27 protein-coding genes are annotated in these 25,332 nt (G+C 62.0%); 9 read left to right on the forward strand and 18 right to left on the reverse strand.

Annotation, left to right across the window (positions count from 1 at the left end; genetic code table 11):
- Positions 1-3 precede the first annotated feature (3 nt).
- A complete protein-coding gene (locus tag NT26_RS19265) occupies positions 4-540 on the reverse strand; it encodes an SH3 domain-containing protein (RefSeq protein WP_052642398.1) in 537 nt (178 codons plus the stop codon).
- A gap of 174 nt (positions 541-714) precedes the next feature.
- Between NT26_RS19265 and NT26_RS19270 the strand changes: the two genes are divergently transcribed.
- Positions 715-1,719, forward strand: a complete 1,005-nt coding sequence (locus tag NT26_RS19270) for a 2-hydroxyacid dehydrogenase (protein ID WP_052641162.1) — start codon at positions 715-717, stop codon at positions 1,717-1,719.
- On the opposite strand, the gene NT26_RS19275 is transcribed toward NT26_RS19270, so the two are convergent.
- Genes NT26_RS19275 through recF form a run of 3 tightly spaced genes read right to left on the reverse strand, consistent with a single transcriptional unit; the run spans position 1,716 to position 4,156 of the window.
- Entirely contained in the window at positions 1,716-2,231 is a 516-nt protein-coding gene (locus tag NT26_RS19275; RefSeq protein ID WP_052641164.1) for a GNAT family N-acetyltransferase, read from the reverse strand. The two genes, NT26_RS19270 and NT26_RS19275, sit on opposite strands and share 4 nt — an antisense overlap.
- Positions 2,228-2,995 (reverse strand): molybdopterin-synthase adenylyltransferase MoeB, encoded by a 768-nt coding sequence (locus NT26_RS19280; RefSeq protein WP_052641166.1) that lies wholly within the window; start codon positions 2,993-2,995, stop codon positions 2,228-2,230. The genes NT26_RS19275 and NT26_RS19280 overlap by 4 nt, the downstream gene beginning before the upstream one ends.
- Before the next feature lie 42 nt (positions 2,996-3,037).
- Positions 3,038-4,156: a DNA replication/repair protein RecF gene (recF, locus tag NT26_RS19285; RefSeq protein WP_052642400.1), complete on the reverse strand. Its 1,119-nt coding sequence runs from the start codon at positions 4,154-4,156 to the stop codon at positions 3,038-3,040.
- Positions 4,157-4,309: 153 nt separating this feature from the next.
- On the opposite strand from recF, the gene NT26_RS19290 reads away from it, so the two are divergent.
- The gene (locus tag NT26_RS19290; RefSeq protein WP_052641168.1) at positions 4,310-4,597 is read left to right on the forward strand and encodes a hypothetical protein; all 288 of its coding nucleotides are present in this window, start codon (positions 4,310-4,312) and stop codon (positions 4,595-4,597) included.
- Positions 4,598-4,637: 40 nt separating this feature from the next.
- Entirely contained in the window at positions 4,638-4,847 is a 210-nt protein-coding gene (locus NT26_RS19295) for a SlyX family protein (protein ID WP_052641170.1), read from the forward strand.
- 93 nt (positions 4,848-4,940) lie between these two features.
- Here the strand turns inward: NT26_RS19295 and dnaJ are convergent, their stop codons facing one another.
- The 4 genes from dnaJ to NT26_RS19320 all read right to left on the reverse strand — a co-directional run bounded on the left by dnaJ (position 4,941) and on the right by NT26_RS19320 (position 11,465).
- Positions 4,941-6,080, reverse strand: coding sequence for a molecular chaperone DnaJ (gene dnaJ / locus NT26_RS19300; protein WP_052641172.1), 1,140 nt, complete (start codon positions 6,078-6,080; stop codon positions 4,941-4,943).
- A gap of 92 nt (positions 6,081-6,172) precedes the next feature.
- On the reverse strand, positions 6,173-8,080 hold the full coding sequence (dnaK, locus tag NT26_RS19305) for a molecular chaperone DnaK (RefSeq protein WP_052641174.1): 1,908 nt from the start codon (positions 8,078-8,080) through the stop codon (positions 6,173-6,175).
- A gap of 203 nt (positions 8,081-8,283) precedes the next feature.
- Complete coding sequence (locus NT26_RS19310) at positions 8,284-10,587, reverse strand: transglycosylase domain-containing protein (protein WP_052641176.1); 2,304 nt, start codon at positions 10,585-10,587, stop codon at positions 8,284-8,286.
- A gap of 626 nt (positions 10,588-11,213) precedes the next feature.
- Entirely contained in the window at positions 11,214-11,465 is a 252-nt protein-coding gene (locus NT26_RS19320) for a glycine zipper domain-containing protein (RefSeq protein ID WP_052641180.1), read from the reverse strand.
- A 155-nt stretch (positions 11,466-11,620) separates the two neighbouring features.
- On the opposite strand from NT26_RS19320, the gene NT26_RS22845 reads away from it, so the two are divergent.
- The 4 genes from NT26_RS22845 to NT26_RS19340 all read left to right on the forward strand — a co-directional run bounded on the left by NT26_RS22845 (position 11,621) and on the right by NT26_RS19340 (position 12,942).
- The gene (locus NT26_RS22845; protein ID WP_139346251.1) at positions 11,621-11,821 is read left to right on the forward strand and encodes a hypothetical protein; all 201 of its coding nucleotides are present in this window, start codon (positions 11,621-11,623) and stop codon (positions 11,819-11,821) included.
- Between the two features lie 101 nt (positions 11,822-11,922).
- On the forward strand, positions 11,923-12,120 hold the full coding sequence (locus tag NT26_RS23355) for a hypothetical protein (protein WP_052641184.1): 198 nt from the start codon (positions 11,923-11,925) through the stop codon (positions 12,118-12,120).
- Between the two features lie 214 nt (positions 12,121-12,334).
- On the forward strand, positions 12,335-12,553 hold the full coding sequence (locus NT26_RS19335; RefSeq protein WP_052641186.1) for a hypothetical protein: 219 nt from the start codon (positions 12,335-12,337) through the stop codon (positions 12,551-12,553).
- A gap of 77 nt (positions 12,554-12,630) precedes the next feature.
- A complete protein-coding gene (locus NT26_RS19340; protein WP_052641189.1) occupies positions 12,631-12,942 on the forward strand; it encodes a hypothetical protein in 312 nt (103 codons plus the stop codon).
- 15 nt (positions 12,943-12,957) lie between these two features.
- On the opposite strand, the gene NT26_RS19345 is transcribed toward NT26_RS19340, so the two are convergent.
- Positions 12,958-13,422: a YbaK/EbsC family protein gene (locus tag NT26_RS19345; protein WP_052642402.1), complete on the reverse strand. Its 465-nt coding sequence runs from the start codon at positions 13,420-13,422 to the stop codon at positions 12,958-12,960.
- Positions 13,423-13,853: 431 nt separating this feature from the next.
- Here NT26_RS19345 and NT26_RS19350 point away from each other — a divergent pair, with 431 nt between their 5' ends.
- Positions 13,854-14,063: a cold-shock protein gene (locus tag NT26_RS19350; protein WP_052641191.1), complete on the forward strand. Its 210-nt coding sequence runs from the start codon at positions 13,854-13,856 to the stop codon at positions 14,061-14,063.
- 363 nt (positions 14,064-14,426) lie between these two features.
- Here the strand turns inward: NT26_RS19350 and NT26_RS19355 are convergent, their stop codons facing one another.
- The gene (locus NT26_RS19355; protein WP_052641193.1) at positions 14,427-15,818 is read right to left on the reverse strand and encodes a M20/M25/M40 family metallo-hydrolase; all 1,392 of its coding nucleotides are present in this window, start codon (positions 15,816-15,818) and stop codon (positions 14,427-14,429) included.
- 80 nt (positions 15,819-15,898) lie between these two features.
- Positions 15,899-16,330 (reverse strand): MarR family winged helix-turn-helix transcriptional regulator, encoded by a 432-nt coding sequence (locus NT26_RS19360; RefSeq protein ID WP_052641195.1) that lies wholly within the window; start codon positions 16,328-16,330, stop codon positions 15,899-15,901.
- A 363-nt stretch (positions 16,331-16,693) separates the two neighbouring features.
- Here NT26_RS19360 and polA point away from each other — a divergent pair, with 363 nt between their 5' ends.
- A complete protein-coding gene (polA, locus tag NT26_RS19365) occupies positions 16,694-19,663 on the forward strand; it encodes a DNA polymerase I (RefSeq protein ID WP_052642404.1) in 2,970 nt (989 codons plus the stop codon).
- On the opposite strand, the gene phnN is transcribed toward polA, so the two are convergent.
- The 7 genes from phnN to NT26_RS19400 form a co-directional block, all read right to left on the reverse strand.
- On the reverse strand, positions 19,660-20,256 hold the full coding sequence (phnN, locus tag NT26_RS19370) for a phosphonate metabolism protein/1,5-bisphosphokinase (PRPP-forming) PhnN (protein WP_052641197.1): 597 nt from the start codon (positions 20,254-20,256) through the stop codon (positions 19,660-19,662). The genes polA and phnN overlap by 4 nt on opposite strands.
- Entirely contained in the window at positions 20,256-21,395 is a 1,140-nt protein-coding gene (locus tag NT26_RS19375) for an alpha-D-ribose 1-methylphosphonate 5-triphosphate diphosphatase (protein ID WP_052641199.1), read from the reverse strand. Before NT26_RS19375 ends, phnN begins: the two co-directional genes overlap by 1 nt.
- Positions 21,392-22,105, reverse strand: coding sequence for a DUF1045 domain-containing protein (locus NT26_RS19380; RefSeq protein ID WP_052641201.1), 714 nt, complete (start codon positions 22,103-22,105; stop codon positions 21,392-21,394). The genes NT26_RS19375 and NT26_RS19380 overlap by 4 nt, the downstream gene beginning before the upstream one ends.
- A 113-nt stretch (positions 22,106-22,218) precedes the next feature.
- The gene (locus tag NT26_RS19385; RefSeq protein WP_052641205.1) at positions 22,219-22,869 is read right to left on the reverse strand and encodes a DapH/DapD/GlmU-related protein; all 651 of its coding nucleotides are present in this window, start codon (positions 22,867-22,869) and stop codon (positions 22,219-22,221) included.
- Entirely contained in the window at positions 22,866-23,573 is a 708-nt protein-coding gene (gene phnL / locus NT26_RS19390; protein WP_052641207.1) for a phosphonate C-P lyase system protein PhnL, read from the reverse strand. The genes NT26_RS19385 and phnL overlap by 4 nt, the downstream gene beginning before the upstream one ends.
- A 9-nt stretch (positions 23,574-23,582) precedes the next feature.
- Positions 23,583-24,359 carry a phosphonate C-P lyase system protein PhnK gene (gene phnK, locus NT26_RS19395; RefSeq protein ID WP_052641209.1) on the reverse strand — a complete coding sequence of 259 codons (777 nt, stop codon included), beginning with the start codon at positions 24,357-24,359 and terminating at the stop codon, positions 23,583-23,585.
- Positions 24,356-25,255, reverse strand: a complete 900-nt coding sequence (locus NT26_RS19400; protein WP_052641211.1) for an alpha-D-ribose 1-methylphosphonate 5-phosphate C-P-lyase PhnJ — start codon at positions 25,253-25,255, stop codon at positions 24,356-24,358. Before NT26_RS19400 ends, phnK begins: the two co-directional genes overlap by 4 nt.
- Between the last annotated feature and the right edge of the window lie 77 nt (positions 25,256-25,332).

Consider the following 25,332-nt stretch of genomic DNA (forward strand, 5'->3'; position numbering starts at 1 on the left):
CGGCTACCTGAACGCCTCTCCGGGATATGCTCCCCATATTTCCGCCTGGCTGACCCAGCCTTCGGCGCCATTGACCGACGCATGGCACCAGTCGCCATTGCACTCGTCGATCGAGATGACGACGCCGGGCTGGAGCTTTGCTGTCACGGTTGCGGAGGACTGTGGTTCGCGGCGCATATTGACGAAGACGTCCTCTGCCTTGCCGCGCATCCAGGGAGCCGCCACCGCCGTTCGTTCACCCGACAGGAGCGCCTGGTTGACCCAGCCTTCGGTACCATCGGCGTCCCGGACGCGCCGCCAGTTGTCGTATTCCTGGATGATCTCCATCGGCGTGCCCGATTTCAGATACATCCACGCGACTGCATAGTCGGTGCTGGGACCGATGCGGATATTCACCCGCTTGGACTTCAGGCTGACAAAGCGGGGCAGGGGCAGGCCGCTTGGCCCCTTCGCGCCTTGTGCAAGGGAAGGAGTGGAATGGAGCGCCGGGATCGCTCCGATGGAGACTGCCAGCAGTAGGGTAAGGATGACGCTGCGCATGCGGGTTCTTCCGAGAGTGGGCGGTGCCTGCGGGCCGGCCGCCAGCGAGTTGGGCGACATCGACAATCCGGCTCCTGCGAGGTTTTGTTTGTCTTCGCCGACGGGTCTGGTAGAAACGCCCTCTATGCTCAGACTATCGCGCGACTTGGTTAAGGACCTCTGAATACAACGCCTATGACAGCGAAGAAGAAACCCAAGGTCTATATCACACGCAAGCTGCCGGATGCCGTTGAGACCCGGATGCGCGAGCTTTTCGACGCGGAGTTGAATGTCGACGATGTGCCGCGCACGCGCGAGCAGCTCGTCGAGGCGATGAGATCCTCGGACGTGCTCGTGCCGACGGTGACGGACAGGATCGACGAGGCCCTGATCAACGAGGCAGGGCCGGATCTCAGGTTGATCGCCAGCTTTTCCAACGGCACGGATCACATCGATATCGAGGCTGCCGCCCGCAAGGGCATTACGGTGACAAACACCCCGAATGTCCTCACCGAAGACACGGCCGACATGACGATGGCGCTGATTCTCGCGGTGTCGCGCCGGTTGCCCGAGGGTGCGCGGATACTGACGGACCATCCGGGCGATTGGGCCGGCTGGTCTCCCACCTGGATGCTTGGTCGTCGCATCTGGGGCAAGCGAATCGGCATTGTCGGCATGGGCCGAATCGGCACCGCCGTCGCAAGGCGTGCCAAAGCCTTTGGCCTGTCGATCCACTACCACAACCGCAAGAGGGTTCATCCTGCGACGGAGGAGGAACTCGAGGCGACCTATTGGGACAGTCTCGACCAGATGCTGGCGCGCGTCGATATTGTCTCCGTCAACTGCCCGTCGACACCAGCCACGTTCCATCTTCTGTCAGCACGGCGCCTCGCGCTGCTGCAGCCCACCAGTCTCATCGTCAACACCGCGCGTGGCGACATCATCGACGAAGCGGCGATGATCCAGCTGCTGCGCGACGGCAAGATCGCCGGCGCCGGACTTGACGTCTACGAGAATGAACCTTCTGTGAATCCCAGGCTCGTGAAGCTGGCTAATGAGGGGCGCGTCGTTCTGTTGCCCCACATGGGATCAGCGACGATCGAAGGCCGGATCGACATGGGTGACAAGGTCATCATCAACATCCGCACCTTCTTCGACGGGCACAGGCCGCCGAACCGGGTTCTGCCGGGCCGAAGCTAGTCCCGCAGCAACTGGCTGGCTTCCGCTACCGGGGCGGCCAGCGTCTTTACCATCTCGATGAACGTGACGCGATCATAGCCGGGGTGAGACCTCTCCGCTGATTTGACGAAGCCCCAGCGTGAGAAGGTCGCGTGGTTGCCCGCAAGCTCGATACGCGTCTCCAGGCGAAGCCGGCTATGGCCGCTTGCGAAGGCGACACTTTCTGCGGCCTCAAGCAACTGCCGCCCCAAGCCTTGTCCTTGCATCTGCGGCCGTACCGCAAGCTTGCCGATGTAGAGTTCATCGGGTGGTTCGGGCCGACAGAAGATGCAACCCGAGATCTCGCTGCCCTGCATGGCGATGAAGCAGATTTCGCTCGCAGCCTTTTCCTTCAGAGACTGCAGATTGAGACGGTGTGCAGACGAGGGCGGATCGATGACGCCGTCCATGTAGAGGAACGCTGTCCGGATGAGGTGAAGAAGCTCATTCCAATGGTCGAACTCTTCCGGGATAATGCGGCGAACCTCGGTCATTCTGCAGCGCTCTCGGCTGGGCGCCGGTTGTATCGGATGGTGTCGAACCTGGCGGCGAGCGCGTCATACAGCAGAAGCCGTCCGATCAAAGGTTCACCGACACCCGTGATGACCTTGATGGTCTCCATCGCCATCAGCGTTCCGATCACGCCCGCCAGAGCCCCGATGATGCCGGTTTCTGCGCAGGCAGGTATCAGACCCTGCGGCGGTTTCTCGGGAAACAGGTCACGATAGCTGGGGTTCTGCATTCCATCCATGCCGACCTCATAGGGCTTCAGGACCGTCAGCGATCCGTCGAAGCGGCCCACGGCACCGGTTACAAGGGGAACCTGCGCCGCAAGCGCCGCATCCGCACATGCATAGCGGGTATCGAAGTTGTCCGATCCGTCCACCAGGAGATCGAAGAGCGGCAGATGCTCGCCGGCCCACCGTTCGGAAAAGCGCTCTTCGTAGGAGAGGACCCGGATGGTCGGATTCAACTGCGCGAGTGCCGCCCTCGCACTCTCCGTCTTCAGCTCGCCGATCGTGCCCGTATCGTGGATGACCTGCCGCTGCAGGTTCGAAAGCGAGACGACATCATCGTCGATGATGCCGATTGTGCCGATGCCGGCCGCCGCCAGGTAGAGGAGGATTGGAGCACCCAGGCCTCCGGCGCCGACGACCAGCACCCTAGCGTTCTTCAGCCGCTGTTGCCCATGGCCGCCGATCTCCGGGAGCAGGATGTGGCGTCGGTAGCGTTCGATCTCTTCAGGCGTCAGTTGCATGAGGGCAATCTAGCAGCCTAGGAGGAGGCGGAAAAGCGAGGATCAGCCGCGGATGCTGCCGCCCTCGACGCTGAAGAACTGCGCACGCTCGGCAAGCGCCGAAAACATCGCGCGGTCCGTGCCGGTCATGAAAGCCTGACCTCCCAATCCATCGACCAGGTCGAACAGGGCTGCACGCCGGCCTTCATCAAGATGGGCGGCAATCTCGTCAAGCAGCAGGACCGGCGCAAAGCCGGTCATGTTGGCAGTCAGACGGGCATGAGCGAGAATGAGCCCGATCAGTAGTGCCTTCTGTTCGCCGGTGGAGCAGCGTCCGGCATCCATATCCTTCTCGCGGTGGCGAACGAGAAGGTCGCTTCGGTGGGGGCCCTCCAGCGTACGGCCAGCCGCGGCATCGCGATGACGCCCTTCCTGCAGCGCCGCCAGATAGCGCTCTTCCAGCTCCGCTGCCGGCTGATCGGCCGCATCATCCAGGAAGCCTTCCAGGTTCAGCGCCGGCGAGGGAAATGGCGTCTCCTCCACGGCGGCCAAGCGGCGCAGCAAGCCCAGCATTTCCAGACGGGCTGCGGCCATGGCCACGCCAAGACCCGCCATCTGAGCTTCGACAGCCGAAACCCAGGCGGGGTCGTAGCGGCCCTCCGAAAGCAGTCGGTTGCGGCTGCGCATCGCCCGTTCGAAGTCGCTTGCGCGGCGGCCATGGGCAGGATCGATCGACAGAACCAGCCTGTCGAGGAAACGTCGTCGTTCCGACGCCGCACCCGTGAAGAGCCCGTCCATCGATGGCGTGAGCCATATCACGTTCAAGTGCTCGGAGAGCTCCTCGGTCGACCGTGCCGGGGTGCCATTGATGCGCAGCTTGCGGCTGACGGTTTCACCGAGGGTATCAATGCCGGTGCCCAGCGAGACCTCACCTTCCATGCCCTCCATGTCGACAAAGATGGAAAAGCCGCCACTCGCCCCGACGCGTGTCACGTCTGGGAGAACGGCGCGTCGGAGCCCGCGCCCTGGAGAGAGAAAGGAGACCGCTTCCAGAAGGTTCGTCTTGCCGGCGCCATTGTCTCCGGTCAGCACGACATGACGGCTGTCCAGCGAAAGGCCTGCTTCCGCATAGTTCCGGAAGTCGGTGAGCTTGAGACGGGAAAGGAATGCTTTCTGGGCCATGGACATCCGTGTCTGATAGGCAGGAGCTAAGGCTTCCGGGTGGCGATGGCAAGCAAAGTTCGACGCCTTGGAACCAAAGGGCGGTTGGGCAGTTTGTCGCGCGCGACAAATGAAGGAACCTGCTATCGTGTGTCCTGTCGCCGGGAGGCAACCATGCCCATACGCAAAGATGAAATGACGCCGGACGAAGCTCGCCGGGACCACGTCGATATGCTGAGGTTCCTTGCCATCAATGCTGCCTTTGGCATCATGCTGGGAATAGGCATCGCCTTCGCCCTTTACTGGTTCAACCTCTATGGCCTGGGCACCCACATCGCCCGATCGCAGACACCGATCCTGTCTTTCGTGATGATCGCCGCGCCCCTTGCGCTGACCTTCGGGGGTGCGGTAACCGCATCCGCGATCATGCTGATGCCCTACAAGCGAAAGGGCGAGCTCTGAGGCTCGCTTTAAATCGTAGGGCCTTGAGGGAGTGCGCGCGTTGGCCGCTGATGACGAACGTATCGTAACGCTGGAAGAGACCGTTGCCCACCAGGCGAAAACAATCGAGGAGCTTTCCGATCAACTGGCCGAACAGTGGAAAGTGGTTGAACAGACCCGCGCCAAGCTCGAGCGGCTTACGGAGCGTTTCCTGACGCTGGAGGAAGCGTCGCTTGATGCACCGGCTATCACCAAGCCGCCGCACTATTGACCATCGATCCGCTCTACCGCGAGGCAGGCGAGCGCTGCCTTCGCGGTATTGGCTACACGGTGACGAAGGACGGGCAAACGACCCTCCTGCTCGTCAGCCTTCGAAAAACTCCTTCATCCGGGCGAAGAAGCCGGTCGACTCGGGATTGTTTTCCTTCGAGGAGATGTCCTCGAATTCCTGCAGCAGTTCGCGCTGACGCTTGGTCAGCTTCTGAGGCGTCTCGATCTGGATCTGGATATACAGGTCGCCCGTCTGTGACGAACGCAGTACTGGCATGCCCTTGCCCTTGAGGCGAAACTGCTTGCCGGGCTGCGTGCCTTCCGGCACCGTCACCCGGGACTTGGTCCCGTCCAGCGTCGCAACGTCAAATGTTCCGCCCAGTGCGGCGGTCGTCATCGAAATCGGCACCGTGCAGAACAGGTCTGCGCCGTCGCGCTGGAAGAACTGGTGCGGCTTCACCGACAGGAAGATGTAGAGATCACCGGCTGGTCCACCGCGCATGCCGGCTTCGCCCTCGCCCTGAAGGCGAATGCGGGTGCCGTCCTCGATGCCGGCCGGGATGTTGACCGACAGCGAGCGCTCTTCCGATACGCGCCCCTGACCATGGCACTTGGTACACGGATCGGTGATCGTCTGGCCGCGCCCGTGACAGGTCGGACAGGTCCGCTCGACGGAAAAAAAGCCCTGGCTGGCGCGCACTCGACCGGAGCCGTGACAGGTACCGCAGGTTTTCGGCTGCGTCCCTGGTTTCGCCCCCGAGCCCGAACAGACATCGCAGGTGATGGAGGTCGGGACGCGGATCTGGGCGGTCTTGCCGCTGAAGGCTTCTTCCAGCGTGATTTCCATGTTGTAGCGGAGGTCGGCGCCGCGCTCGCGACCGCCGGAGGAGCGTCGTGCCCGTCCACCGCCCATCATCTCGCCAAAGATATCCTCGAAGATATCCGAGAAGCCGCCGGCGCCTGCCGCACCGAAACCACCGCCCATGCCGCCAGGGCCCATGCCACCGGCTTCGAAGGCGGCGTGTCCGAACCGGTCGTAGGCGGCACGCTTCTGGGGATCCTTCAAGGTCTCGTAGGCCTCGTTGATCTCCTTGAACTTCTTTTCGGCCTCGGTATCGCCCGGATTCTTGTCGGGATGATACTTCATCGCGAGCTTGCGGAAGGCGCTCTTCAACTCCTTCTCGTCAGCGGACCTGCCGACACCCAAGGTTTCGTAAAAATCAGCTTTTGCCATGGAGGTAACGGCTCCCGAAAGGATTCCGGCTGCACGATGGCAGCCGGAGTTTCTAGTCGACTATCTTCATGAGGGTCGCCAACAGACGAGCCTCAAGCCGACTTCTTGTCGTCCTTGATTTCCTCGTAGTCGGCATCGACGACACCGTCGTCATTGTTGCCGCCCTCGGAACCTTCGGAAGCTTCCGCCTGCTGGGCCTCATAGATGGCCTGGCCGAGTTTCATCGACACTTCCATCAGCGTCTGGGTCTTCGCCTGGATGTCGTCGGCATCCGGCTCGGAGGCCTCGACGGCGGACTTCAGCGAGGCGATCGCGTCCTCAATGGACTTGCGATCGGTCTCGGAGACCTTCTCGCCATATTCCTGCAGCGACTTCTCGGTCGAATGGATCAGGCTTTCGGCCTGGTTCTTCGCCTCGACGCCTGCACGACGCTTCTTGTCTTCCTCGGCATGAGCCTCGGCGTCCTTGACCATCTTCTCGATATCGGCGTCGGACAGACCGCCGGAAGCCTGGATGCGGATCTGCTGCTCCTTGCCGGTGCCCTTGTCCTTGGCCGAGACCTGTACGATGCCGTTCGCGTCGATGTCGAAGGTGACTTCGATCTGCGGTACTCCACGCGGTGCCGGCGGCAGGCCAACGAGGTCGAATTGGCCGAGCAGCTTGTTGTCGGCAGCCATTTCGCGCTCGCCCTGGCTGACGCGAATGGTCACGGCCGACTGGTTGTCCTCGGCGGTCGAGAATGTCTGGCTCTTCTTCGTCGGGATCGTCGTGTTGCGGTCGATCAGGCGGGTGAAGACGCCACCGAGCGTTTCGATGCCGAGCGACAGCGGGGTTACGTCGAGCAGCAGCACGTCCTTGACGTCGCCCTGCAGAACGCCGGCCTGGATCGCAGCGCCCATGGCCACCACTTCGTCAGGGTTGACGCCCTTGTGCGGCTCCTTGCCGAACAGCTGCTTCACGGTCTCCTGCACCTTCGGCATGCGGCTCATGCCGCCGACCAGAACGACTTCGTCGATTTCACCGGCGGTCACGCCAGCATCCTTGAGCGCTGCCTTGCACGGAGCAACGGTGCGCTGGATCAGGTCGTCGACCAGGCTTTCGAACTTGGCACGGGTCAGCTTCATCGTCAGGTGCTTCGGACCGGAGGCATCCGCCGTGATGAACGGCAGGTTGATTTCGGTCTGCTGCGAGGACGACAGCTCGATCTTGGCCTTTTCCGCAGCTTCCTTGAGGCGCTGCAGGGCAAGCTTGTCGTTCTTCAGGTCGATGCCCTGGTCCTTCTTGAACTCACCGGCCAGATATTCGACGAGACGCATGTCGAAATCTTCACCGCCGAGGAAGGTATCACCATTCGTCGACTTCACTTCGAAGACGCCGTCACCGATCTCGAGGACCGAGATATCGAAGGTGCCACCGCCAAGGTCGTAGACGGCGATCGTCTTGCCGTCCTTCTTGTCGAGGCCGTAAGCGAGTGCAGCAGCCGTTGGCTCGTTGATGATGCGGAGAACTTCAAGGCCGGCGATCTTGCCGGCATCCTTGGTTGCCTGGCGCTGCGCGTCATTAAAGTAGGCAGGAACGGTGATGACCGCCTTCTCGACCTTCTCGCCGAGGTAGGATTCAGCCGTTTCCTTCATCTTCTGGAGGATCATCGCGGAGATCTGCGCAGGCGAGTAGCCCTTGCCCTGAGCCTTGACCCAGGCATCGCCATTGTCACCCTTGGAGATTTCGAAGGGAACGAGACCCTTGTCCTTCTCCACCGTCGGGTCTTCGTAGCGGCGGCCGATCAGGCGCTTGACTGCGAAGAGGGTATTGGTGGGATTGGTCACGGCCTGGCGCTTTGCCGGCTGGCCGACGAGGCGCTCCCCGTCATCGGTGAAGGCGACCATGGAAGGCGTGGTGCGCGCGCCTTCAGCGTTCTCGATGACCTTTGCGTCCTTGCCGTCCATGATGGCGACGCAGGAGTTCGTCGTGCCGAGGTCGATGCCAATTACTTTTGCCATTTTTCTCTCTCCTTTAAGCGAACCGTCGGAACCCCGGTCAGGCATTCCGCTGACAGTTCCTCGAATGGGATGGTCTTGTGTATTCCGGCAGCATTCGCTGCGTCATGCGGCGTATATAAGGACGTGATTTTTCGACTGCAAGGCGCGCCGCCATGCCGACGCCGGTAAAAAAACACGCAATTGTGAATGGGGCGCTTTCGACCTCACTGGCCCATGATCAGGTCGTAGAGGGTTGTCTGCCGGGACGATCCCCTCCCGCTCGGGGAGCCGACTTCACCGGGTGGTATCGGGCCTTCAGCATAATCCTCGCGCGGCATGGGTGCATCTTCGAACCCGTCGTAGGGGCCGCGATATTCGCGGTAATCGCGTACGGGAATTTCGCCGTCGGGTGGATAGGCGTCGTGACGCGGCGCAGAGGGGGCGGCCGGATAGTCATCGGGCGTAGAAGATCCGGGGAGCACTCCGGAAATGATGTCACCGATCGTCGTTGGCTCCCTCTCCGGCTCGGCAGCCGGTGGCAGCGCGAAGCCGCCATGGCTGCCGAACAGCGGTGTCGGCGAGTAGCCTGCATGGGCGGCCGTCATGTAATTCTTCCACGCCCTTGCAGGCAGGCCGCCCCCCGTCACCTTTTTCATTGAGGTGCCGTCGTCGTTCCCGAACCAGATCCCCGTGGTCATGATGCTGGTAAAGCCGACGAAGATCGCGTCCCGGAAGGATTGGGTCGTGCCCGTCTTGCCGGCTGCCTGCCAGTTATCGAGCCTCGCCGCCTTGCCGGTGCCTTCCTGGATGACCCGCGTGAGCATGCTGTTCATTGTGGCGACGATGGTTTCGCTAAGCACCCGCGGCGGGTTGCCATAGCTGCTCTCGTGAAGAACATTGCCGTCCGTGTCGAGGATGCGGCGCACGATGTGCGGGGTCGCCTTGTAGCCTCCGTTCATGAAGGGGGCGTAGGCGGCCGTCAGTTCCACGAGCGGCACTTCGGATGTCCCGAGCGCGATGGATGCGTTAGGCTGCATCTCCTGCTCTATGCCCATCCGGTGTGCCAGTCTCACCACCTCGTCCGGTCCGACCTCCATGACCAGCTGGGCGGCAATGGTGTTGAGCGACTGGGAGAGCGCCGAAGAGACCGTTACCTGACCGCGGTACTTCTGGTCGTAGTTCTCCGGCGTCCACTTGCCGATCCGGACCGGTGCGTCGTTGCGCACGGAGTCCGGCCGTATCCCGGCTTCGAGGGCGGCGGCATAGACGAACGGCTTGAAGGCGGATCCCGGCTGACGCTTGGCGGTCACGGCGCGGTTGAACTGGCTCTGCGCGTAATCCTTGCCGCCCACCAGCGCGCGAATGGCGCCCGTGGCATCCATTGAGACCAGGGCCGCCTGGCTGGCATTGAGCTTGCCGCCCTCGTCGTCAAGAATATCCGTGAGGGCCTCTTCTGCCTTGCGTTCGAGCGAGAGGTCGATGGTCGTCTCGACCACGACGTCCTGCTTCACCTCGCCAAGCAGCTTCTTGACCTCGTCCATGACTATGTCGGCAGCGTAGTGTTCCGCGCCCGACCAGTAGCTGCGGGCCTTTGTGGGCGGCTGGGACATGGCGGTCTTGATCTCGTCTTCCGTGACGTAGCCCTCCTCCAGCATAGCCCCGAGTACCACCTGGGCACGCTCTTCGGCCGCTTCCGGGTCGCGCGCGGGAGACAGGCGGGAAGGGGCCTTCAGCAGCCCGGCGAGAAGTGCCGCCTCGCCCAGGTTCACGTCACGAGCGGACTTGTTGAAGTACCGTCGCGACGCTGCTTCCACTCCATAGGCGTTCGAGCCGAAGAAGACCCGGTTGAGATACATCGCCAGGATCTGGTCCTTGCTGAATTTGTGTTCCAGCCAGAAGGCAAGCAGCACCTCCTGGATCTTCCGCTCGAAGGTTCTTTCGGGGGAGAGGAACAGGTTCTTGGCAAGTTGCTGGGTGATGGTGGAGCCGCCCTGGATCGGTTGGCCGGTAACATTGTTGATGAAGGCGCGCGTCAGCCCCAGCGGGTCGACCCCGAAATGCATGTAGAAGCGCCGGTCCTCGATCGCCATGACCGCCTGCGGGATGAAGGGCGACATCTCCTCGAGCGCCAGCGCTTCGCCGCCCGTGGCGCCGCGGTTTGCGATCACGGAGCCGTCGGTGGAGACGATCTTGATGTTTGGAGGACGGTCCGGGATGGCCCAGGTGCTCGCGGCGGGCATCTGGGCGCCGAAGTACAGCACGAGGCCGCCCACGCCGATCCCGACCCATATGCCGAGAACAAGGCACCAATAGAGAAGGGAACGAAGAGGCGCAAAAAAGCCGCGGGACTGCCGGGTCGGTTTGCCCTTGCGAGGCCGGCGCGGCGCCTCCTTCCTCGCTGGCGACGGCCGCTTCCTGCCGCCGCCGGCTATCCGGTCTTCGGAACGAAGCCGGAAATCCTCGTCGACATATTCACCGTCGTCAAAGGAGGGCTCGACCCTCTGTCCCGATTTTCGTTTCGCCGCCATGTCGCGTCGGTCACCCCCGCTGCGCCGGCCGCGACCGGCGGTTGCACATCGCCCGCGCATTCCGCTGGACTCTAAATGCGGCGATTTAAGGGGGGGTTAAGACCTCTGAAATGCGAGGCTGAGAGGTATCCTTTCCGGGAAATCCCGATGTCTCCTCATCCCGCCACTGCCGGCGGCCAATTGACGCGGTGCTACGGACACTGGCCCGGCGCGCCGGATGATAGACGCAGAAACGCGCGACGATCGCAGAGTACGGGCACCTGCTTGCCATAAACTTGCCATGTTGGAGGAAGCCTCGTGAGGATGCCTATCTCAACGGTCATGATCACGATCTGTCCTGCATCGAGGATGAAGGCATAGCCTATTTTACGTCCGGAGCCGGAGCCGAGGCTCGTCCGGTTAAGCCCCATCCCCGTGCACTCTTCAGCGAGGCGCGCATTGGCTTTCTCGCAGCCTGCCTGAAGGATGAAAGCGCAGAGTTCGATTTCATTGGGGACGACGGTACCGTCCTGTTCAAGAAGACGATCGCTTAAGTCGATGTGACCCGGTCCCTCGGATCGCTGTCTCGAAGAACGGAGAAGGAAGATGAAGCGGCCGGCCCGATTGATCCAGACCGGCCGTCGACATCAGCAGTCGTCGATGTAGCGGTTTCCGTAGCGGTCGCGATAGTAGCAGCGGCCAGGTTGATCCTGCACGCTTCCGATCAGGGCGCCGGATGCGCCGCCCACAGCAGCGCCGACAGCGGCACCGCGAACATCTCCGGTCACGGCACCGCCCACGACGGCTCCGGTCGCCGCACCGATACCGGCGCCACGTTCAGTTGCCGTGCATGCGGCCAGCGAGAGGGTGACGCAGCCGATGGCGAGTATCTTTTTCATGAGTGATCTCCCTTGTTGTCACGAAGGGTGAACCCATGGCCTCCGCGGTGGTTTCATGGCGCAGGCAGGAAATTCGGCTCAGGGAGCGGATTTGTGATTTTGCCTTCTCACAGTTCGAGCGTACCCTGCAGCCGCAACCAAGGAAGGAGAATGCCATGAAGTTAATTCTCGCAACCCTTTCGGCGCTCGGCCTGATGGCATCTGCGGCGTTGGCTGACTGTGCGGGACACCCCAAGGTGACCGCTTCGACATCTGTCGACTACTCCACCACGACCGCAAGCGTCGCCTCTGACGATCAGACGCTCGTCGCGTCGAAGAAAAAGCCTGTCGAAGAGCAGAGCGTCGCAACCGAGTAGGTTCTCTGAAAGACGTGGCAGGTGACCGCCGTTTCCCTCCTTGGAGCGGAACAATGTCGCGCGCACTCCGTTGCGCTCCTGAACGATGAAAGGACTATGCCATGCCGAACAGAGATCCAATACCGACACCGGCGTCCGAAACTCCTCGGGGCCCGACCTCTACCCCCGGCATTCCGGACAGGACGCAGGGCAAGCCACCTCTGACGCCGGTTCAGGATCCAGGAGATACGAAGAACCCACAGGATCCGAATCTTGATCCGGCGCTTCTGCCGATCGGCGATCCTGCCGGCGCAGCGTAAGGCGGAGCCGTGAACGACCATGAGCGAGCGCCATCCCCCGGCGCTCGCTCAACGTCTTTTTCGGGCCGTTAGCCCCGCAGCTCCGTGCGCGCAACCTGCCTCGACGCAAGCCCTGCACAAGTCCGCCTTCATAAAGCCAAAGTTTATGCGATCAATCCGCTCTAGGGAACAGGGGTGGAACTTGATTTGGGCCGCAACAGCAGGGGAGGTTCGTGTGCCGACTAAGACGGTTCGCAATCCGGTAGGCCCGGACCAGCTGAGCATGTTGCAGAAAGTGTTCGACCAAGCATGTGTCGAGCACAACATCAGCAAGTCGAGCCCCGATGGGGAGGCGCTTGCCCTGATCCTTGTTCACTCCATGCAGAAGGGCCTGAGCGAGCAGGAGAAGCTCGAATCGCTCGCCCATATCCTCGCCGAAAGCCGCGGCACCTGAGCATCGCAGCTGGCTCCGGGACGGAACCTATTGCAGCGCGAAAAGTTGATCCGGCACGAGCAACGATGGAGGCTGCTATGGTCGAATCTGCAGGAAGCGTGAAGCCGATGGGCGAGACTGATTCCGATCGGAACGGAAAGATCGGCGAAGATATTGCACGGTTGAGGGCTGAGGTCGCGGCATTGAGGGACCGCCTCGCGGACCGCGCCGGAAGCGCGGCATCCTACGTCCAGGAAGAAGCGAGCTCGGTCGCCGGAGCGATCCGCGAGCATCCGGCGACCGCAACCACGATCTTCACGCTGGTAGGGGCGATCGGCTTCGCCATTGGCTATCTCGTCGGGACTCAGGCACTCGAAAACCGTAGCCCCTGGTACCGCCGCTATTACTGACGCCCAGGCAAATCGTCAGGCCGTCTGGCAGACGTCGATCCATTTCGCATTGCTCAGTTCGGCCATCCGCTCCGGAGATATTCGGACGGCAGAATTCGCCGCGCCCGCTGCCGGGATGACTTCCGGCACCACACGGAGCGACGCGTCGCAGAAGACCGGCACGTCCGAGATCAGTCCGAATGGACAGACGCCTCCTACGGGATGGCCGGTGAGTTGCGTTACGTCTTCACCACCCAGCATCCGCGGCTTTGCGCCGAAGTGATCCCGAAATTTTCTGTTGTCCAGGCGGGCCGTTCCAGCCATGACGACCAATACTGCGGTCGGGCCTGCCTGAACGCCAATCGTCTTTGCGATTTGCACTGGCTCGACACCGTGGGCCGCCGCAGCGAGAGCAACCGTGGCGGAGCTCTCCTCGGTGACGATGACTTCTATATCGGGTGCGTAACGGGAAAAGAACTGGCGGACGGTGTCGAGGCTCATGTCGAATGAATAGAATTTAGCCGAGTCAGAGGCAACTGGATTTCTGCTATGCATATGATGCAATGCTGCGCTGCGAAAAGATCGCTGTTCTCCAAGCGCGGGCGGTGTATATTTCAATCATCGAAGGACGCACTCCTCCTCCCAGCGTTCCTTGGATGGGACCGGCAACACCTCCTCCTCCCAGTTGCTGGTCAGTATCGGAAACCCGGCGCTCCTCCTCCCGCGCCGGGTTTTCTGCTTTTGGAGGATAGTCGATCGGCCGCTCATTCTTGACAGGGATGGGTCCCGCTTCTATCTCCTTCGCGTCGCTATTTGTTTGATAAGCCTGCTCTAAGCGCCCCGGTGCTCTCGACCATCTTTCTGCAAATACGAACTTCCCCGTTCCGGCCTTGCTGGGACATCGCCGATATTTGCATAAGAAAGGCATCGATATGGCTACTGGTACTGTTAAGTGGTTCAACGCAACCAAGGGCTATGGCTTCATCCAGCCGGATGACGGCAGCGCCGACGTTTTCGTCCACATTTCCGCTGTTGAGCGCGCCGGCATGAGCTCGTTGAACGACGGGCAGAAGCTCTCCTACGAACTGGTTACCGACCGCCGCTCCGGCAAGGTTGCTGCTGACCAGCTGCAGACAGCCTGATTCAGGTTTGAATTCTGACGAGAAGGCCGGCCTGTCCGGCCTTTTTGTATTTTAGCTCTTGCAAATAGAGATCCTTCTTCCCATCTCTCGGTTTATCGGCATTTCCGGCGCAGTGAGCAAATGCGGGAAACCGCGCCATCGCGCCGATGGTTGGCATATTCGTTGTTTACGAAATGTTAACCAGCAGGGGCGATGATGATCGCCAGAGCCGCGGTTGGCCTCAAGCGCCTGAAGCGGACGCGCCGGAAATGCCAGTCCCGATTCCTGGGTGACCACGGATGTACTGGCACTGAAAGAATCGGGAATCAGAAAGGTCGGGCCAGCCCGACCTTTTTTGTGCGTAAAGTTCGAGCCGAGCTTCGGCTACCGGGCCGCCAGGGCAGCGATAATGCGCACCCATGACCGAATGCCCTTGTGGAACGACTTCAGGTCGTATTTCTCGTTCGGCGAATGAATCCGGTCATCGACGAGGCCGAAGCCCACCAGCAAGGATTCCATGCCGAGCATCTTCTGGAAGTCGCCGACGATAGGTATCGAACCACCCATGCCGATAACGACGGCCGGATTGGCCCACTCGTCCGACAACGCAGCCTTCGCCTTGGTAAGAACCGGTGAGTCATACGACAGCTGGATCGCCGGAGATCCACCGTGCTCGTGGAACTCAACGGAGCAATCGGCTGGAACTCTGGAGCGGACATAGGCACGGAAGCTCTCGCGGATCTTCGCCGGATCCTGTTGTCCGACAAGGCGGAAAGAGACCTTGGCGGACGCCTTGGCGGCGATCACGGTCTTGAAGCCTTCCCCTGTATAGCCGCCCCAGATGCCGTTGACCTCGCAGGTAGGGCGTGCCCAAGTCAATTCGAGGACAGATCGTCCCTTCTCGCCGGCAGGGATCGACAGCCCGACGTCGCCAAGGAAGTTCTCCGCACTTCGGCCAAGGGTCTCCCAGCCCGCCTTGATGTTAGAAGGCGTCTCCTCGACACCATCGTAGAAGCCCTCCAGGGTAATGCGGCCGGTCTCGTCACGCAGACCTGACAGGATATCCGTCAGGATATGGATCGGGTTTGCTGCGGCTCCGCCGAACAGCCCCGAATGCAGGTCTCGATCTGCCGCCGAAATGATGATCTCTTCTCCGACAAGGCCGCGGAGGGCAGCGGCGATCGCCGGCGTGTCGCCATCCCACATGCCCGTATCGCAAACGAGCGCGCAACTCGCCCTCAGCTCTTCCGCATTCGCTTCCAGGAACGGCTTCAGCGAAGGCGAGCCCGATTCTTCCTCGCCCTCGAACAGGATGGTGACCCGGAGCGGCAGGCTGCCATGGACCTCCTTGTAGGCGCGGCAGGCTTCAACAAAGGTCATCAACTGGCCTTTGTCGTCGGCCGTGCCGCGGCCGGTTATCACCTTGCGTCCATTGCCCAGATCCTTGACGGAAGGAGCGAAGGGATCGTTCTCCCAGAGCTCGATCGGATCGACCGGCTGGACGTCGTAGTGGCCGTAGAACAGGACGTGCGGTGCGTCATCCGTGGCGCCCGCATGATGGGCAACCACCATCGCATGGCCGGCAGTATCACGGATCGATGCGTCGAAACCTATATCGGCAAGGGTTGCAACCAACCATTCGGCTGCGGCGCGGCAATCCGCCTTGTAGGCCGGGTCGGTGGAGATCGACTTGATGCGTACCAACCGGAAAAGCCGGTCGAGGCTGTCGTCGAGGTTCCGGTCGGCGCGGTCAAGTACGGGGGAAAGGTCTGTCATGGGAAAATCCTGTCTGGGAGAACAGGAGCGACCTTATTGCAAAGATGCGCTTGTTTCGAGCCCCGCCCGAGCCGCTCGGTTCAGGCCTTGCGGGCATTCTCTATAGCCATGCGCATGTATTCCAGCATCAGTTCCCGTTCGAACTGACGAAAACCTTCGAAAAGTGCGGCATCGGCCTCGGCTGCCGCATCGACCGCCCTTTTTTCAAGGTTCCTGGCGCTTTCCGTCAGTTGGATGATCTGTGCCCGCCCGTCATGGGGATGCGGCTCGCGACGGATCAGTCCGTCACGTTCCATGCGGGCAAGCGTATTGGCGAGTGTCGCCTGCTCGACCTCGAGTCGATCCAGCAATTGCTTCTGCGTCAGACCGTCTTCCTGCCACAGCTCCAGGAGAACCGGGAATTGGCCGGGCGAAAAACCGAGCCCCGCTGCCCTATTCTGCAGCGATCGCGCGAAGCACTTGGCGAGCTGGCCAGCGAGATAAGTTGCACTATGGGAGCGGTCGAACGGCATGAAGGGAGCCCTGTCGGCAGTACTGCGCGAATATATAGCAGCCCATGCTTTCGCCAAGCCTGTGGTGGGAGGCCTGACAAGAGAAAACCGCCACGGCCGGGAGGGGAACGGCCATGGCGGTTTCAACAGGAGGACAAAGGCCCGGAGAGGGGGTGAGGCCTTTGTCCGGTCCGGCGCGGCGGGGGACGAGCCAGCTGCCGGACTGCGGCGTGATCAGTCGCCGGTAAGCTGGAGATGATAAGTGAAACCGGGCTTTTCAAGGGAATGCAGAATTACAAATCGGTAACGTTCGGGTGATGCCGAGCCGCTAGGCGGGGCCTGATTTTCATGGACGACGCGGGTGCCCCACGCTATTCCATAGCCATGAAAAAAGGTGATCACCTCTTCCTTGTCGACGGCTCCGGCTTCATCTTCCGGGCGTTCCACGCCCTTCCCCCACTGACCCGCAAGTCCGACGGCCTGCCCGTGGGGGCGGTCTCGGGCTTCTGCAACATGCTCTGGAAGCTGCTCACCGATGCGCGCGACACCTCGGTCGGGGTGACGCCCACGCATTTTGCCGTGATCTTCGACTATTCCGCGAAGACCTTCCGCAAGGACCTCTACAACGCCTACAAGGCGAACCGTTCCGAGCCGCCGGAAGACCTGATCCCGCAGTTCGGGCTGATCCGCCAGGCAACGAGGGCATTCAACCTTCCCTGTATCGAGACCGAAGGCTTCGAGGCGGACGACATCATTGCCACCTATGCTAGGCAGGCGGAAGCGATCGGCGCTGACGTCACGATCATCTCGTCCGACAAGGACCTGATGCAGCTCGTGACCCCGAATGTCCACATGTATGACAGCATGAAGGACAAGCAGATAGGCATACCAGAAGTCATCGAGAAATGGGGTGTGCCGCCTGAGAAGATGATCGACCTGCAGGCAATGGTCGGGGATTCCGTCGACAATGTCCCCGGCATTCCCGGGATCGGCCCGAAGACCGCAGCCCAGCTCCTGGAGGAGTTCGGCGACCTCGATACGCTTCTCGCCCGTGCTGCGGAGATCAAGCAGGTCAAGCGGCGTGAGAACATCGTTGCCAATGCGGAACTGGCACGCCTGTCGCGCCGGCTCGTTGAACTGCGGACGGATGCACCCCTTGATATGCCGCTGGATGCTCTCGTGCTGGAGCCGCAGAACGGACCGAAGCTGATCGGTTTCCTGAAGGCCATGGAATTCGGGACGTTGACGCGCCGTGTGGCGGAGGCCTGCGACTGCGATGCCAGCGCGATCGAGCCGGCGCACGTGCAGGTCGAATGGGGAGCGGCGGCGCGGGGGCCGGATCTCGATGCCGGCACCAGCAGTGCCGAGCCCAGGGTAGCGACGCCTGCCGGTGGCAAGGCCGGCACAACTGACCCCTACGGCAACAGTACCCCGGCGGAACTTGCCAAGGCACGAGCTGAGGCCTTCGCGGCGGCGAAGATCGACAAGAGCTGCTACGTCACGATCGACGATCTGGAGGACCTGGACGATTGGCTCCGGTCAGCCCGGGAAACCGGACTGGTGGCTTTTGAAGCCGAGGGAACGTCCATCGACCCGATGCTGTCGGATGTCGTGGGGATCTCGCTGGCGCTCGCGGACAATAGCCGTAATCCGTCCGGTCTCGACGTCCGGGCCGCCTATATCCCCTTCGGCCACAAGACTGGAAGCAATGATCTGCTCGGCAATGGCCGTGCCGACAATCAGCTGACCGCCGCCGAGGTGATGGAGCGGCTGAAGCCCCTGCTCGAAGATGCTTCCGTCCTCAAGGTCGGGCATAACCTGAAATATGCCTATCTGCTCCTCAAGCGGTACGGGATCGAAATCGCCGCCTATGACGACGTGATGCTCATGTCCTACGTCCTGGAGGCAGGCAGGGGCGGACACAGCCTCGATTCGCTCTCCGACCGCTGGCTTGGCCATATGCCGGTCTCATTCAAGGATGTCGCGGGGACGGGCAAGTCTGGCGTGAGCTTCGATATGGTCGAGATCGACCGGGCTACGGTCTACGCCGCCGAAAAGGCGGATCTCACCCTCAGGCTTGCCATGGTTCTGAAACCGCGGCTGGTCGCCGACCGATTGATGCGCGTCTATGAGCGGCTGGAGCGGCCGATGGTCTCCACGCTCGCCCGCATGGAGGAGCGCGGCATCACGGTCGACCGCCAGATACTCTCTCGGCTGTCCGGGGAGCTCGCGCAAAAGGCCGCGGCGATAGAGGACGAGATCTACGAGATCGCCGGCGAGCGCTTCACGATCGGCTCACCGAAGCAGCTGGGCGACATCCTGTTCGGCAAGATGGGCCTGCCGGGCGGGGCAAAGACGAAGACGGGCCAGTGGTCCACCTCGGCGCAGGTGCTGGAAGACCTGGCTGCGGCCGGGCACGAGTTTCCGCGCAAGATCGTCGACTGGCGGCAACTGACCAAGCTCAAGTCTACCTATACAGACGCTCTGCCGGGCTACATCCACCCGCAGACAAAGCGCGTTCACACGTCCTATTCACTGGCATCGACGACAACCGGGCGTCTTTCGTCGGTCGAGCCGAACCTGCAGAACATCCCAATCCGCACGACCGAAGGACGGAAGATCCGCACCGCCTTCATCGCCACATCCGGCCACAAGCTTGTCTCTGCCGACTACAGCCAGATCGAACTGCGGGTACTCGCCCATGTCGCTGACATCCCGCAACTGCGCCAGGCGTTTGCAGACGGCATCGACATCCACGCGATGACCGCCTCGGAAATGTTCGGGGTACCGGTTGAGGGCATGCCAAGCGAGATCCGCCGCCGCGCCAAGGCGATCAACTTCGGCATCATCTACGGCATCTCCGCCTTCGGTCTGGCGAACCAGCTCTCCATCGAGCGCTCCGAAGCAGGCGAGTACATCAAGAAGTATTTCGAGCGATTCCCCGGCATCCGCGACTACATGGACAGCACCAAGGAATTCGCGCGCGAGCACGGCTACGTCGAAACCATCTTCGGTCGCCGGGCGCACTATCCGGAGATACGGTCCTCCAATCCGCAGGTGCGCTCCTTCAACGAACGGGCTGCCATCAACGCGCCCATCCAGGGGTCGGCCGCCGACATCATCCGCCGGGCCATGGTCAGGATGGAACCGGCTCTCCAATCTGCCAACCTGTCTGCCCGCATGCTCCTGCAGGTCCATGACGAACTGATCTTCGAAGTGGAAGACGGCGAGATCGAGAAAACGCTGCCCGTCATCACGGCGACCATGGAGCAGGCGGCTATGCCGGCGATCGCCATGAAGGTGCCGCTGAAGGTCGATGCGCGCGCAGCCTCAAACTGGGACGAGGCGCACTAGCGACACGAGAAAGCCGGAAGATACCTCGTCAGGGCATCGACCATGGCCTGACCTGCTTCCTCGATCGATCCGCTGTTGTCGATCGTTAAAAGCTCGTAGGGCCCGACGAGCTGCGGTGAACTGCGCTGCAGCCGTCGGAGAATCTCGTCGCGCGTTTCCCGTCCGCGTGATTCCAGCCGGGTAGCCAGAACCTCAGGTCGCGCCGTGACATTGATGACGGTCATTGCCGGAAATGCGGCGCTGAAGTGGGGCAGGGCGGCACGCGAGCCGTTCGCCACCACGACATGGCCTAGGTCGATTTGATGTCGCGTCTCGATCGGGATTCCGTAACAGAGGCCGTGCGCTTCCCACCAGACGGCGAAGCCGCCAGATTGGGCCATCCGGCGGAATTCCGCATCGGACAAAGCGTCGTGATCCTCTCCACCGGAACCTCCGTCGCGCGTGATCACGCGCCGCACGAAGACCACCTCTGGCCGCTCCTTTAAGTGTTGAGCGGCATAGGACATCAGCGTGTCCTTGCCGGCGCCGCTTGGCCCGACGACGACGATCAGCCTGCCGGCAATGGTAGGCCGGGCTGGAGAAGCGTCGCCCATCAAGCCACCCGCCGGCCTTCCCGCCATGTCGCGCGTGCTACCGGCACACCATTGTCGCGCTTGACGCGAACGAGGTCGGCGCGAAGACCGGGTGCGATCCGGCCACGGTCTTCCAGCCCCACGGTTCGTGCGGGCGTGGAGGTGACCATCGCGATCGCTCGCGGAAGCGAGATGGCATCGATGTCGTCGGCGAGCACGAAGGGCGCATGCAGCAGGCTGAGTGGCACGTAATCCGACGAAAGCACGTCCAGCACGCCGCGTTCAGCAAGCTCACGCGCAGCGATGTTGCCCGAGTGCGACTTGCCTCGAACGATGTTCGGGGCGCCCATCAGCACGCTCATCCCCGCCTTGTGTGACGCCTCCGCGGCATCGAAGCTGGTGGGGAATTCCGCCAGCCGCACACCGTGACCGATTGCCTCGTCGACATGATCGAGCGTCGCATCGTCATGACTCGCGACGGTGATGCCGCGCTCGGCGCAGATGCGTGCCAATTCGTTTCGGTGAACGGCGGCGTATTTGGCTGAGGCCGCCTGGCGGCGGGCCACGAAGTGAGCGAAGGCCTCGTCGCTCAGGCCGCGCTTCTCCTTGTAGTAAAGGATATACTGGTCCATCGACTGGAACTGCCGCTGGCCCGGCGCATGGTCCATCAGCGAGACGAGGCGGACATGGGGATCGTGCTCGAAGTCGGCGAAATGCTCGAGCACGTTGTCCGAGGAAACCTCGCATCGGAGGTGGAAGAGGTGCTCCGCTCGCAGCCGCCCCTCGGCCTGAGCCGCCTGTATAGCATCGGCGAGGCTGCGCATCTCGCCCCTTTCGAAACCGCCATCCTCATCCGCGCCCATCCGCAGGCAGTCGAAAACTGTCGTAATGCCTGAGGTTGCCACTTGAGCGTCGTGCGCCTGGATCGCAGCCGTGGTGTTCCAGCGGACACCGGGACGCGGCGAGTAGTGCTGCTCGAGATGGTCCGTGTGCAACTCGATTAGTCCGGGAATGAGGTAGTCGCCCTCCAAATCCTCTCCGGCCCGAGACGCCCCCGCGGAAATCTCGGCAATCCGTCCATCGCGGATGACCAGAGATCCGGCAATGATCTCGTCACCGACGATGATGCGGGCATTCGACAGAACGGTTTCTACGCTCATGGGAGGATCTTTCTGTTGTCCTGTAGCATGCCAAGGGGCCGCCATCGATGGATCGTGAAGGGCTCGCCGCGGCTGCGTTCGACGAAGAGCGCAAGACCGTCGATGGCGAGCGGTGCATTTGCATAAGGTGCAAAACGCTGCCGCAACTCGGCATGAACATGCGGAGCAAGAGAGCCATCGACCGGCCCCGTCAGCGTCATGTGGAAGCGGAACTCGCTCATGACGTAAGGATAGCCCCACCGGTCGAGGTTCTGCCGCTCCGCCGGGGTCAGGCGCTCCGGTCTGCGGCGTGCGATGTCGGCCTCGGAAAGGGGTGCCCGGAACGGTTCGAACGCTTCGACCACGGAAGCGGCGAATACCTGCAGCGGCGGATGAAGGTCATCCGGAACGAGGGCGAAGAAGGGCCCGAGCTGCCCGACAACGATCTGCGGAAAGGCAAGGGTCTCCGTGGTGGCCACGAAGCGATCGAACGCATCGACGAGCTCTGCCTCCGTGCGTCCCTCGCGAAGCGCGAACGGCGCCTTCAGCGTGGCGTGAAACCCATATCGCTGCGGCTCGGCAACCAGGTCCTGCCACTGCGCCACCGGCAGGGAAAGCGACGCCGGCGGATCGAGCATCTGCCCCGAAAAGGCATCGCGGCCCAGCCATTCGCTGGCCGTCGCGGTCAGCGGGTCATCGGGAGGGGGTGAGAAATAGATGGCGTAGCGCATGAATTCGATCTGCGTTCAGGTGAAGGCTGATGGGTTGCAGGTTGGGTCAGGGTCCCGACACCGGCCCTGCGCTAGGCGATTTGCGTGACAGAATGATGATGGCATTCTTCCGTTCATCCTGCCTCAAGCGTTTTCGCCGCCTGCGAATGGCTGCCATGCCGGCTGAGGAAATCTTCTGCCGTCAGACTGCGGAAATCATCCAGTGCAGCGCGCAGCGTGCGATGGTCCCAATCCCACCAGGCAAGGTCGTCCATCCGCTCGCCGATCTCTTTCGTGAAGCGCTCGCGGATGAGCTTCGCGGGAACGCCGCCAACGATGGTGTAGGGTGCCACGTCTTTGGATACGACCGCACCGGCTCCGATGACCGCGCCATTGCCGACGGTGACGCCGGGGAGAACGGTCGCACCGTGACCGATCCATACGTCGTGGCCGATCGTGACCCGATGCCCCCGGCGCCATTCGAAGAACTCCTCCTCGTTCTCCGCATCGTCCCAGTAGTTGGCGGCACGATAGGTGAAATGGTGGAGCGTCGCCCGCCATGTCGGATGGTTGGTGGCGTTGATCCTGACCGAGGCTGCAATGTTGACGAACTTGCCGATCGTTGCGCACCACACCGCGCCATCCTGCATGATATAGGAATAGTCGCCGATCTCCGCCTCGTCGATGCGGCAGCGCTCCGCCACCTCCGTGTAGCGTCCGAGCACCGAGTTCCTCACATTCGCACTCGGGTGGATGGAGGGTTCAAGTCCGACCTTAACGCTCATGCGGCGGCCCTTCGTGGCGAGAACTGCATCACATCCAGGATGCGATCTGCGACGGCTTCGCGCACTTCTTCGTCGTGGAAGATGCCCAGGAGCGCCACGCCCTTTTCTTTCTTCTCGGCGATCATCTCCACGACGACACGCCGGTTGCGGGCGTCAAGCGAGGCGGTCGGCTCGTCGAGCAGCAGGATGCTGTGATCGGTGATGAAGCCGCGCGCGATGTTGACGCGCTGCTGCTCGCCTCCGGAAAAGGTTGCCGGCGGCAGGCTCCAGAGTTCCTTGGGGAGGTTGAGCTGCGACAGCAGCGCCGATGCCGTGTCCCTCGCCTCCTCGTTGCCGATACCGCGCGCCAGCAGCGGCTCGGCGACGACATCAAGCGCCGAGACGCGGGGGACGGTACGCAGGAATTGGCTGACATAGCCCATGGTATGGCGCCGCACATCCAGCACCGTGCGAGGATCGGCGCTGGCGATGTTGACCGTCCGGTCGCGGTGGGCGACCAGGATCTGGCCCGCGTCGACGGCATAGTTGCCGTACAGCATCTTGAGAATTGAGCTCTTGCCGACGCCTGAAGGACCGCCCAGCACGACGCATTCGCCGCTGGCGACCGAAAAGTTGACATCATTGACGACGGGCAGGCGGATGCCGTCGCGCAGGTGCATGGTGAAGCTCTTGAAGACTTCCGAGACGACGAGGGGAGTTGCCATGATGCTCTCCTATACCTGCAGAATGGAGGAGACGAGGAGCTGCGTATAGGGCTCGCGCGGATCGTCCAGCACACGGTCGGTCAGACCATGTTCGATGACGTGGCCGTCCTTCATCACCATCATTCGGTGCGACAGGAGCCGCGCAACCGCCAGATCATGGGTGACGATGATGGCGGCGAGCCCCAGGTCGTTGACGAGGCCGCGGACGAGGTCGAGCAGACGCGCCTGCACGGAGACGTCGAGACCGCCGGTCGGCTCATCCATGAAGACGAGGCGCGGGCCTGTGACAAGATTGCGTGCGATCTGCAGCCGCTGGCGCATGCCGCCCGAGAAGGCGCGAGGGGCGTCGTCGATACGGTCCGTGCCGATCTCCACCCGGGTCAGCCAATCAAGGGCCGTTGAGCGGATGTTGCCGTAATGACGATTGCCGATGGCCATCAGCCGCTCCCCGACATTGGCGCCGGCCGAGACCGTCATCCGCAGCCCATCCGCCGGGTTCTGGTGAACGAAGCCCCAGTCGGTGCGCATCAGGAAGCGGCGCTCTGCCTCACCCATGTGGTAGAGATCCCGGATGCTGCCGTCGCGCATGGCATACTCGACGCTGCCGGTAGATGGCATGAGGCGGGTCGAGATGCAGTTCAGCAGCGTCGTCTTCCCAGAGCCGGATTCGCCGACGATAGCCAGGACCTCGCCGGGCCACAGATCGAACGTGACTTCCTTGCAGCCGATGCGCTGGCCGTAGAACTTCGAGACGTCCCTGACCTTCAGTAGCGGTGCCTCGCTCATTCTGCGGCCTCCTGACGTGCAAGCAGTTCCCCGGCATGCCCCTGGTCGCGGCGTTCGTCGCAATGATCCGTGTCTGAGCAGACGAACATCCGGCCGCCCTTGTCGTCGAGGATCACCTCATCGAGATAGACATTCTCAGCGCCGCATAATGTGCAGGGCTTTTCGAAGCTCTGGATCTCGAAGGGGTGGTCCTCAAAATCGAGACTGACAACCTCCGTATGGGGCGGGATGGCGTAGATGCGCTTTTCGCGCCCGGCGCCGAAGAGCTGCAGCGCGTCCGACATGTGCATCTTCGGATTGTCGAACTTCGGCGTCGGCGAGGGGTCCATAACGTACCTGCCGGCGACCTTTACCGGATAGGCGTAGGTCTTGGAGATCCGGCCGTTATGCGCGATGTCCTCGTAGAGCTTCACATGCATGAGCCCGTATTCCTCCAGCGCGTGCATCTTGCGCGTCTCCGTTTCGCGAGGCTCCAGGAAGCGCAGGGGCTCCGGGATCGGCACCTGGTAGACAAGTACCTGTCCTTCGGTCAGCGACTGCTCGGGGATACGGTGGCGCGTCTGTATAATGGTTGCCTCTCCGGTATGGGTCGTCACGGCCACATTGGCGACCTTTTGGAAGAACGCCCGGATCGATACCGCATTGGTCGTGTCGTCGGCACCCTGGTCGATCACCTTGAGCACGTCATCTGGCCCGATGATGGAGGCCGTTACCTGCACGCCGCCTGTGCCCCAGCCATAGGGCATGGGCATTTCGCGCGATGCGAACGGAACCTGATAGCCCGGTATGGCGATCGCCTTGAGGATCGCGCGGCGGATCATCCGCTTCGTCTGCTCGTCGAGATAGGCGAAGTTGTAGGTCGCCAGACCTTGGTCGGACGGAACCTCAGGAGACATGATGAGTTTCTCCAATGCAAAAGGAGACGATAGTCATGGATACTGGCCTTCTGATCACGATGTTCTTCTCGGTCTTC

Source organism: Pseudorhizobium banfieldiae, from assembly GCF_000967425.1.
GTDB lineage: Bacteria > Pseudomonadota > Alphaproteobacteria > Rhizobiales > Rhizobiaceae > Neorhizobium > Neorhizobium banfieldiae.